General features: G+C 61.1%; 1 protein-coding gene. It reads left to right on the top strand.

Features of this window, described 5'->3' with window-relative positions; all coding sequences use genetic code 11:
* Positions 1–102 precede the first annotated feature (102 nt).
* Positions 103–481 (top strand): ISAzo13-like element transposase-related protein (locus ACYOEI_RS41130; RefSeq protein WP_462856482.1); only part of this gene is annotated, 379 nt, incomplete at its 3' end.

Genomic DNA, 481 nt, shown 5'->3' with positions numbered 1-481 from the left:
ATGACCCGGAGACCCTGGAGATCTCGATGGACACGAAGGCGAAGGTGAGCCTGGGGGAATACTCCCGGGGGGGGAAAAACCCGGACAGACAGCCGAGGTGAGGTGGAGAAGGGATGGGACCATGACCCTCCGGCGAAGGAGAAGGTGGTCCCGTTCGGGATCCTGACGGTCGCGACCGGCGCGTTGATGCTGGTCATGGGCTCACGCGAGACGAGCGACGCCTGGGTGGATGTTTTGCGGCTCTGGTGGCAGCGAGTGAGGCGAGGCCACCGGGGGATCAAACGTCTGGTGATCTATCTGGACAACGGGCCCAAGAACTCAGGGCGACGGACGCAGTTCTTGAAGCGGATGGTCGAGTTCGCAGACTGGTCGGGGTTGGAGATCCGCTTGGTGTACTATCCGCCGTATCACAGCAAGTACAACCCGATCGAGCGTTGCTGGTCATCACTGGAGAGGAAGTGGAACGGTGTGTTGCTAAGGA

The organism is Singulisphaera rosea, from assembly GCF_054877945.1.
This window is presented reverse-complemented; position numbering and strand designations above follow the sequence as displayed.